Origin of the sequence: Erythrobacter sp. CCH5-A1, assembly GCF_001557115.1 — a bacterium.
Lineage (GTDB): Bacteria > Pseudomonadota > Alphaproteobacteria > Sphingomonadales > Sphingomonadaceae > Erythrobacter.
Map to the genome: position 1 here is coordinate 25,490 of NZ_LSKQ01000228.1, position 8,382 is coordinate 33,871.

11 protein-coding genes are annotated in these 8,382 nt (G+C 66.8%); 7 read left to right on the plus strand and 4 right to left on the minus strand.

The window, feature by feature from the left end; all coding sequences use genetic code 11:
- Positions 1–58: 58 nt before the first annotated feature.
- From AX708_RS13675 to AX708_RS13695, 5 genes are all read left to right on the plus strand, one after another.
- A complete protein-coding gene (locus AX708_RS13675; RefSeq protein WP_066532168.1) occupies positions 59–1,225 on the plus strand; it encodes a deoxyguanosinetriphosphate triphosphohydrolase in 1,167 nt (388 codons plus the stop codon).
- A complete protein-coding gene (locus AX708_RS13680) occupies positions 1,218–1,946 on the plus strand; it encodes an NAD(P)H-binding protein (protein WP_197426253.1) in 729 nt (242 codons plus the stop codon). The genes AX708_RS13675 and AX708_RS13680 overlap by 8 nt, the downstream gene beginning before the upstream one ends.
- Positions 1,946–2,395, plus strand: a complete 450-nt coding sequence (locus tag AX708_RS13685) for an ABA4-like family protein (RefSeq protein ID WP_066532170.1) — start codon at positions 1,946–1,948, stop codon at positions 2,393–2,395. Before AX708_RS13680 ends, AX708_RS13685 begins: the two co-directional genes overlap by 1 nt.
- Positions 2,396–2,471: 76 nt before the next feature.
- A complete protein-coding gene (locus AX708_RS13690; protein ID WP_066532172.1) occupies positions 2,472–4,034 on the plus strand; it encodes a long-chain-fatty-acid--CoA ligase in 1,563 nt (520 codons plus the stop codon).
- Entirely contained in the window at positions 4,034–4,636 is a 603-nt protein-coding gene (locus AX708_RS13695) for a DUF938 domain-containing protein (protein ID WP_066532174.1), read from the plus strand. Before AX708_RS13690 ends, AX708_RS13695 begins: the two co-directional genes overlap by 1 nt.
- Before the next feature lie 10 nt (positions 4,637–4,646).
- On the opposite strand, the gene AX708_RS13700 is transcribed toward AX708_RS13695, so the two are convergent.
- The 3 genes from AX708_RS13700 to AX708_RS13705 form a co-directional block, all read right to left on the minus strand.
- On the minus strand, positions 4,647–4,778 hold the full coding sequence (locus AX708_RS13700; protein WP_066532460.1) for an entericidin A/B family lipoprotein: 132 nt from the start codon (positions 4,776–4,778) through the stop codon (positions 4,647–4,649).
- Positions 4,779–4,878: 100 nt separating this feature from the next.
- Complete coding sequence (locus AX708_RS21285) at positions 4,879–5,010, minus strand: entericidin A/B family lipoprotein (protein ID WP_156443494.1); 132 nt, start codon at positions 5,008–5,010, stop codon at positions 4,879–4,881.
- Positions 5,011–5,072: 62 nt separating this feature from the next.
- Complete coding sequence (locus AX708_RS13705; protein WP_197426254.1) at positions 5,073–5,987, minus strand: DMT family transporter; 915 nt, start codon at positions 5,985–5,987, stop codon at positions 5,073–5,075.
- Between the two features lie 61 nt (positions 5,988–6,048).
- Between AX708_RS13705 and AX708_RS13710 the strand changes: the two genes are divergently transcribed.
- Positions 6,049–6,291, plus strand: a complete 243-nt coding sequence (locus AX708_RS13710; RefSeq protein WP_066532179.1) for a hypothetical protein — start codon at positions 6,049–6,051, stop codon at positions 6,289–6,291.
- A gap of 41 nt (positions 6,292–6,332) precedes the next feature.
- Entirely contained in the window at positions 6,333–6,974 is a 642-nt protein-coding gene (locus AX708_RS13715; protein WP_066532181.1) for a hypothetical protein, read from the plus strand.
- A gap of 36 nt (positions 6,975–7,010) precedes the next feature.
- Here the strand turns inward: AX708_RS13715 and AX708_RS13720 are convergent, their stop codons facing one another.
- Positions 7,011–8,312 carry a CpaF family protein gene (locus tag AX708_RS13720; protein WP_082747231.1) on the minus strand — a complete coding sequence of 434 codons (1,302 nt, stop codon included), beginning with the start codon at positions 8,310–8,312 and terminating at the stop codon, positions 7,011–7,013.
- Between the last annotated feature and the right edge of the window lie 70 nt (positions 8,313–8,382).

Sequence of the window (8,382 nt, forward strand, 5' to 3'; positions counted from 1 at the left end):
GATGTTCATGCCCCGTTCCGGTTGAGCGCTGGCAGCCGAGCACCTAAGCGCTGACCCCGTGACCCCCCGCGCTCCCTATGCTGCCGATCCCGCCGCCGGCCCGTCCCGCGAGTTCGCGCGCGCGGATGCGGGCGAGCAGCGGGGCCCGCGCAGCCCGTTCCAGCGCGACCGTGACCGGATCATCCATTCGATGAGCTTCCGGCGGCTGAAATCCAAGACCCAGGTATTCATCGCGCCCGACGGCGACCATTACCGCACCCGCCTCACCCACAGCCTCGAAGTCGCGCAGATCGGCCGCGTGATCGCCCGCGCGCTGGGGCTCGACGAGGATCTGACCGAGGCGCTGTGCCTCGCTCACGATCTCGGCCACCCGCCCTTCGGACACGCGGGCGAGGCGGCGCTCAGCGACGCGATGGCGCGCCACGGCGGCTTTTGCCACAATGCGCAGGCCCTGCGCACGGTCATGCGGATCGAGTGCCCCTATCCCGAGCACGATGGCCTCAACCTCACCTGGGACCTGCTCGAGGGATTGGCCAAGCACAACGGCCCGGTCGCCGCCCCCGGCTGGGCGCTCGCCGAACTGGATGCGGCCTTCCCGCTCGATCTGGGCAGCTGGCCCTCATTGGAAGCGCAGGTTGCGGCCGTGGCCGACGACATCGCCTATGACAACCACGATATCGACGATGGCCTCAGGGCAGGCTTTCTTACGCTCGACGACCTGCTTGCGCTGGATTTCCTCGCAGACCAGTGGCGGACGGTCGAAAAGCGCTTTCCCAATGCCCCGCGCGAGCGTCTGCTGCGCGAGATGATACGCGACCAGATCGGGATGATGGTGAACGACGTGATTGCGCATACGGCCGGACAGGCGAAGGGCCTGTCCTCGGTCGCCGAGGTGCGCGCGGCGGGGCGCCAGCTTGCGGGCTTCTCCCCCGCGATGGCGGCGCAGGAGCGGCGGCTCAAGTCCTTCATGTACGAACGCCTCTACTACCATCCCGAACAGATCGCCGCGGCCGAGAAGGCGCGCGAGGTCGTTGCCAAGCTGTTTGCCGCCTATGCGCAGGACGCCACTTTGATGCCCGACGACTGGCTCGCCCGCCTGCCGCAGGCCGAGCCGCAGCGCAGCCGTGTCATCGCCGACTTCATCGCCGGGATGAGCGATCGTTTCGCGATGAAGTCGGTGGGCGAGATCTACGGCACACGCCCGGAGGGGCTGATCAATGTATGAGCCGCGCATCACCGGTCCGGTGCGGATCGCGCTGGTCGGGGCGACGGGCCTGATCGGGCGGCGCGTGATCGAGCTCGCGAGCGCGGGCGATTCTGTGCGCATCCTCGGCATCGCCCGGCGCGAGGCGCCGCTGCCGCCCGGCGCGCGCATGGAAATGTTCGTGGCAGAGCCGGCCAAGTGGGGCGAGGTGCTGGACGCGGTGCGCCCGCGCGCGCTGATCTGCGCGCTGGGCACGACATGGAAGAAGGCCGGGCGCGACGAGGCCGCGTTCCGCGCGGTCGACCACGATCTGGTGCTCGCCACCGCCGAGGCCGCCAAGCGCGCAGGGGTGCCCAACATGGTGCTGGTGAGCGCCGCCGGGGCCGACAAGCGTTCCAAGGCACTCTACATGCGCGTGAAGGGCGAGACCGAGGAGGCGGTGAGCCGGATCTGCTTCAAGCGGCTCGATATCCTCCACCCCGGCCTCTTGCGGGGCACGCGTGAGGGCGACCTGCGCCTTGCCGAGCGCGCCGCCCTGATCGCCGCGCCGCTGATCGACCCGCTGCTCTCGGGCAAGTGGGAGCAATACCGCTCGATCGATGCCGGGCTGGTCGCCGAGGCGGCCCTGGGCCTCGCGCTGCGGCGGGCGGGCGGGCGTTTCACCCACGATAACGAGGCGATGCGCCGCGCCGCGCGCGAATGGCGCAAGGCGGCAGCGCACGAAGGGGAGGACGCAGGCTGATGGACTGGGCGCTGGTGTTCAAGGCGGTGAACCTGCTCGCGCTGGCGGCGTGGGCGGCGCTGATCCTGCTGCCGCGCTGGCCCGTGCTGCTTTCGGCGATCCTCTATCTCGGTGTCGGCCTGCTCTGCGCGGTCTATGCCACCGGCCTTGTCGGCGTGGTGAGCGGGCTCATCCCGAATGCGGGCGGGGGCGGGGCGGATTTCACCACCATCCCCGGCATCCGCGCGATCTTCGCCAGTGATGGCGGGGTGACGATCGGCTGGACGCATTACCTCGCCTTCGACCTGTTTGTGGGCCTGTGGATCGCGCGCGATGCGGACGCCAAGAACATCTCGCGCTTTATCCAGGCCCCGATCCTGTTTGCGACCTTCATGGCTGGCCCCATCGGCCTTGGCATCTGGTTGCTCGTCCGCGAGCCCGCCGCGCGGCGGCAGGGGCGGTTTCGCTAGAAAAAACGCCGCTGGACGGCGCGCGCGGCTCGGTTAATCTCCCGGACAAACAAGGCACCGGGAGAGAGACACCAGCATGACCGAGATCGCGCAGCACAACCTCCTCACGCTCGACGAGATCCTCCTCCATTGGACCGGCGTGCAGCCCGATGCGCCCGCGATCGAGGGCGGTGGCCAAGCCTTCACCTATGGCGAGGTCGAGCGGCTCTCGCGCCAGATCATCGCAATGCTGGCCGCGCGCGGAATCGGGGCGGGGGACCGGGTGGCGTTCCTCGGCAAGAACGCGGCGAGTTACGGCCTGCTCTACTGCGCCTGCGCCCGTGCCGGGATCGTGATCGCGCCGATCGGCTGGCGGCTCGCCGCGCGCGAGGTTGCCTATATCCTCGGCGATACCGGGGCCAGGCTGCTGGTCGCCGCGCCCGACTTCATGGAGCTTGCGGCCGCGGCCATGGCCGAACTGGCGAGCCCGCCCGAATGCATGGACGACGCTGCCATGCTGGCCGAGGCGCGCGGCTGCGAACCGGCGGACTTCACCCCTTGCGGGCCGGATGATCCGATCCTCCAGCTCTACACTTCGGGCACCACGGGCCATCCCAAGGGCGTGCTGCTGTCCAACGCCAATCTCACCAAGCTGCGGGTCGAGGGAATTGCCGCGGGCCTCACCTATTACACCGATTACCGCAGCGGCGACTGCATGATGGTGGCCATGCCGATCGCGCATATCGGCGGCACGGGCACCTTCAGCCTCGCGCTGCTCGCCGGCATCCGCTGCCGGTTCGAGGCGGAGTTCACTCCGGCGGGCGTGCTCGCCGCGATCGAGGCGGGGACGACCCACATGTTCCTCGTGCCCGCCGCGCTGCAGATGGTGATCCAGCACCCGCAGGCGGCCACCACCGATTTCTCGAACCTGCGCTACCTCATCTACGGCGCCGCGCCGATGCCGCTCGAGCTGCTCAAGCAGGCGGTGCAGACCATGCCCAACACCCAGTTTCTCCAGGCCTATGGCATGACCGAGACGACCGGGACGGTCTCGATCCTGCCCCCCGAGGACCATAGCCTCGAAGGCAACCAGCGGATGCGCTCGGCGGGCAAGGCGCTGCCGGGGGTGGAGATCGAAGTGCGCGGGCCCGACAATGTCGAGGTGCCGCGGGGCGAAATCGGCGAGGTGTGCATCCGTTCTCCATCCAATACAGCCGGCTACTGGAGGCTCCCCGAGGCCACCGCCAAGACCATCGATGACGACGGCTGGCTCCACACCGGGGACGCGGGCGTGATGGATGCGGACGGCTATGTCTACATCCAGGACCGCATCAAGGACATGATCATCTCGGGCGGAGAGAACGTCTATCCGGCGGAAGTCGAAAGCGCGATCTACGGCCACCCGGCCATCGCCGAGGTTGCAGTGATCGGCGTGCCCAGCGCCAAGTGGGGCGAGGAGGTCAAGGCCTGCGCCGTCGCCAAGCCCGGCATGGAAGTGGACGAGGCCGACGTCATTGCGTGGACGCGCGAGCGGATCGCGGCCTTCAAAGCGCCCAAGAGCGTCGATGTGATCCCGCTCATGCCGCGCAACGCCAGCGGGAAGATCCTGCGCCGCGAATTGCGCGCGCCCTATTGGGAAGGGCAGGAGCGCAAGGTCTGATGAGCAAACAGCACGCTCCCGCAACGCTGCGCAACCGCGAAGCCATCGCCGAGGTGCTCGCGCGCGAATTGCCGGGCTCGGGCACGGTGCTCGAAATTGCGGCAGGGACGGGCGAGCACGCGGTGTTCTTTGCCGCGCGTTTCGGTGCGCTCACATGGCTGCCCAGCGATCCGTCAGCCGAGGCGCTGGCTTCGATCACGGCGTATCGCGCGGACTACCCGGGCACGAACTTGTCCGCGCCGGTGATGCTCGATGCGGCAGACCCCGACATCTGGCCGGTCGCCGAGGCTGCTGCAATAGTGTGCATCAACATGGTCCACATCAGCCCATGGGCCGCGACCCAAGGGCTTTTCCGGGGTGCTGCCCGATTATTGGGCAGCAGTGGCGGGCCGCTAGTCCTCTACGGGCCATATCTCGAAGACGGGGTGGAGACGGCTGCCTCGAATCTGGCCTTCGACGAGAGCCTGAAGGCGCGCAACCCCGAGTGGGGCCTCAGGCGTGCCGAAGATCTGGACATCCTTGCCGCCGCGCACGGCCTCTCCCGCACGGCGCGCCATGCGATGCCTGCCAATAACTTGACCTTGGTTTTTCGCCCGATTTGAGCGCGAAGGACTAGTCGATCGCGCGTTTTCCGGCGCGGCCCACGGACTTGATGTCCTCGCCCACGCCCTCGACGGTGTTGCACCCGGCGCTGGTGAGTGCGAGGGCAGCGAGAGTGGCGGCGGCAAAGAGGTTTCGGATCATCGAGCGGCTCCAATCGGTGGTTTCCCCCCGATCAAAGCCGCTCAATCCTGAAAATTTCCTGACTTTGCGGCCAAATGCCGTCCGCGCGAGGCGGAAAGCGTCAGATTTCTTCCTTCACCTCGCGCGAGGCCGATTGCAGGTCTTCGCCCGCGCCTTCGACAGTGTTGCAGGCGGCAGTGGCAAGAGTGATCGCGGTGAGCGCGATGGCGGCGATGCGGGTGCGGTTGGTCATGCGGAAGGATCCTCGAGTGGTCGGTCCGACGCCAACCGGACCGGGCCCCGCAAAGGTCCATGTTATTCGCCGGAATGCACCCGGGATCGGGCAAGCTGCCGTTCGCGCCATGCGATCAGCAATCCGGCAGCGATGATCAGCGGCGCGCCGAGCCATAGGCTGGCAGGCGCGGCGCGGTCAAAAACGTAGTAGCCGTAGAAGCTTGCCCACAGGAGCGCGGTGTAATCCATCAGCAGGATCACCGCCGCCGAGCCGAAGCGCAGCGCGGTCGTCAGCAGGATCTGCGCCGCCGCGCCGACCAGCGCCATCGCGAGGATCATCAGCCAGGTGAGCGGATCATGCGCCGTGATGACGAAGGGCAGCAGCAGGCCCACCACCGGCGCACTCAAGGCGGCGAACCAGAAGACGATGCTCCACGGGTTTTCGGTCTTGTTGAGGTCCTGGATCTGGAAGCTGATGATCGTCACCATCAGTGGCGCCATCAAGCCGACCGCGACGCCCAGGGCGGTCACGCCGTGGTGCTCGCCGCTACCCGGTCGCATCACCACCAGCACCCCGGCAAAGCCCATCACCACTGCGCTCCAGCGATAGGGCCCGATCCGCTCGCGAAACAGGATCATCGCGATCAGCACGGCAAAGATCGGCGCGGTAAAGCCCAGCGTGGTCGCCTCGGCGAGCGGCAGCAGCAGCACCGCGCCATAGGTGAAGAACATCCCGAACAGGCCGGTGGCCGAACGGATGGTGTGCGATCTGAGGCGATCGGTCTTGAGGAGGCGGAGGTTGCCGGTGGCGGCGAGCCCTGCGCCGACCAGCACCGCGGTCAGCGCCTGCCGCCAGAAGATCAGCTCGACGAGATGTGCGCCGCGCTCTCCCGCCAGCTTCACCAGCATCGCCATCGTCGCCAGCGCGAAGGCGGCGCACAGGCGCAGGCCGAGCGCGAGCAGCGGGCGGGGGCGGGCGATCGAGCCATCCATCATCGGCGGGCTTGGCCGAGGGCGGGGGATTGCGCAAGCGCCCCGCGCGCCTAAATGGCGGGCCATGGACGTCGTGGCGCAATTCGAACTGCTGAGCGATGCCGCGCAAGTCGCGTGGGCAGGCGGCGCGTGCCTGGCATTCGCGCTGTTCGCGAGCCTGATGGAATGGCGCCGCACCCGTACGCGCAACCTCGCACGGCTCGAGCAGGTCGGCTGGGTGCCGTGGACCGGGCTGTTCGTGCTGAGCGCGATGCTGGGCGCAGGCCTATTGGCGATGGCGCTGCCGGTTGTGATCAGGGGCAACTAGGGATAGTCTAAGCCATGCATTTTGCGCGTGGCTTCAGACCCTTGCTTGCAGCACTCGCCCTGTGGCCGGTAGCCTCGGCAAGCCATGCCTGCATCACGTACAGGGAATATGACGAGACCGCCTTCCTTGAAGCGGATCTCATCTTCGTCGGTAAGCTTACCGATTACGAGATCGTGACCGCGCAGGATCGCTATGTCGACGAGGAACTGGCGGTTCTCACCTACCGCGTTGATGATGTGCTCAAGGGCGAGGCTGGCAAGACGATCCGCTTGTGGTGGCCCAACTCGACCTTCGAGCTACCGGACAGAATGAGCCGCTACGATGCAACACTTGTGGCTGTGGTTCGAAGTAAGGCACCTGAAGGCGATTGGAGCGGCTGGCTGCGATACCCGTCGCGCAATGCGCTGACGGCCCTGCCGGTGGTGCACCAGCAGGGTTGCAGCAACGCGTCGATCATGCCCGTCGGGCCGCACGACCTTGTAACGATCGAGCGCTGGATTACGGCGGGATCGGCAGACGGCACGCCTTTGACCTATGACGGTGTCAGGATCGGGGACGAGCTTCCCGCAAGGCGGACGAACCAGATCGACTTTCTCCCCGCGATCGGCGGAATGCTGGGCGGGGGCGCGTTGGTCCTCGTGATCAGGCGCTGGCGGCGACGCAGTGCACGATCCCAGTCCTGAAGCCCGTGCTTCCCTCTGGAATGGGGGGGAGACTGATTAGAGGCAGGCCTCCAAATACGCCTGGTCAAACCCGAATTGCCGCGCCTTTTCCAGCGTGTAGGGGCGCAGCCCCGACGAGCGGAACTCGCCGAGGATCTTCCCGTCGTCGGTCTCATCGAGATATTCGAACTTGAACAGCTCCTGCGTCACGATCACGTCGCCCTCCATCCCGATCACCTCGGTGATGTTGGTGGTGCGGCGCGAACCGTCGCGCAGACGCTTGACCTGCACGATCAGGTCGACCGATTCGGCGATCTGGCGGCTGATGGCTTCCTTGGGGATCTTGATGTCGCCCATCAGGATCATGTTTTCCATACGGCCGAGGCATTCGCGCGGGCTGTTGGCGTGCAGCGTGCACATCGAACCATCGTGACCGGTGTTCATCGCCGCGAGGAGATCGAAACACTCCGCGCCGCGAATTTCCCCGAGGATGATGCGGTCCGGGCGCATACGCAGCGCGTTCTTCACGAGGTCGCCGATGGTGATCGCGCCTTGGCCTTCGAGGTTCGGCGGGCGGGTTTCGAGCGGCAGCCAGTGCGGCTGCTGCAGGCGAAGTTCCGCCGCGTCTTCGATGGTCAGCACGCGCTCGCCCGGGTCGATCATCTTGGAGAGAGCGTTGAGCATGGTCGTCTTACCCGAACCGGTACCGCCCGAGATGACGATGTTCATCCGGCACGCGCCCGCGATTTTAAGGGCGGTGCACATCTTGTCCGACATCGAGCCGAAGTCGCGCAGCATGTCGAGCGTGATCGGCTTCTCGGAGAACTTACGAATCGAGATCGCGGTGCCGCGCAAGCTGAGCGGCGGCACGATCACGTTCACACGCGAGCCGTCCTTCAGGCGGGCGTCCGCCAGCGGCGTGGTCTGGTCGACGCGGCGGCCGACCTGGTTCACGATGCGCTGCGCGATCTGGAACAGGTGCTGTTCGTCGCGGAAACGGATCGGGGCGAGCTGGAGCTTGCCCTTCTTTTCGATGTAGGTCTGGTCCGGCCCGTTGACCATGATATCGGACACGTCGGGATCGTTCAGCAGCTCTTCGAGCGGGCCGAAGCCGAGCAGTTCGTCGATCAGCACCTTTTCCAGCGCGAACTGCTCGCGCCGGTTGAGGGTGACCTTCAGCTCGGCCAGCACTTCCATGATGATCGGGCGGAATTCCTCGGAGAGCTCCTCCTTGGAGAGCGTTGCCGCCGCTTCGGGGTCGACACGCTCGAGCAGGCGCGGGAGCACCTGTTCCTTGATCTTGTGGACGCTCGCTTCAAAGCCGCCGACTTCGGAATTGGCCTCGTTGACCGCGGCCATGCGCTCGTTGAGGCGGTCGATGGCCTCGGAGGTCGATTGCGGCTTGGCCAGCGAGGGCGGAGGGGCGGGG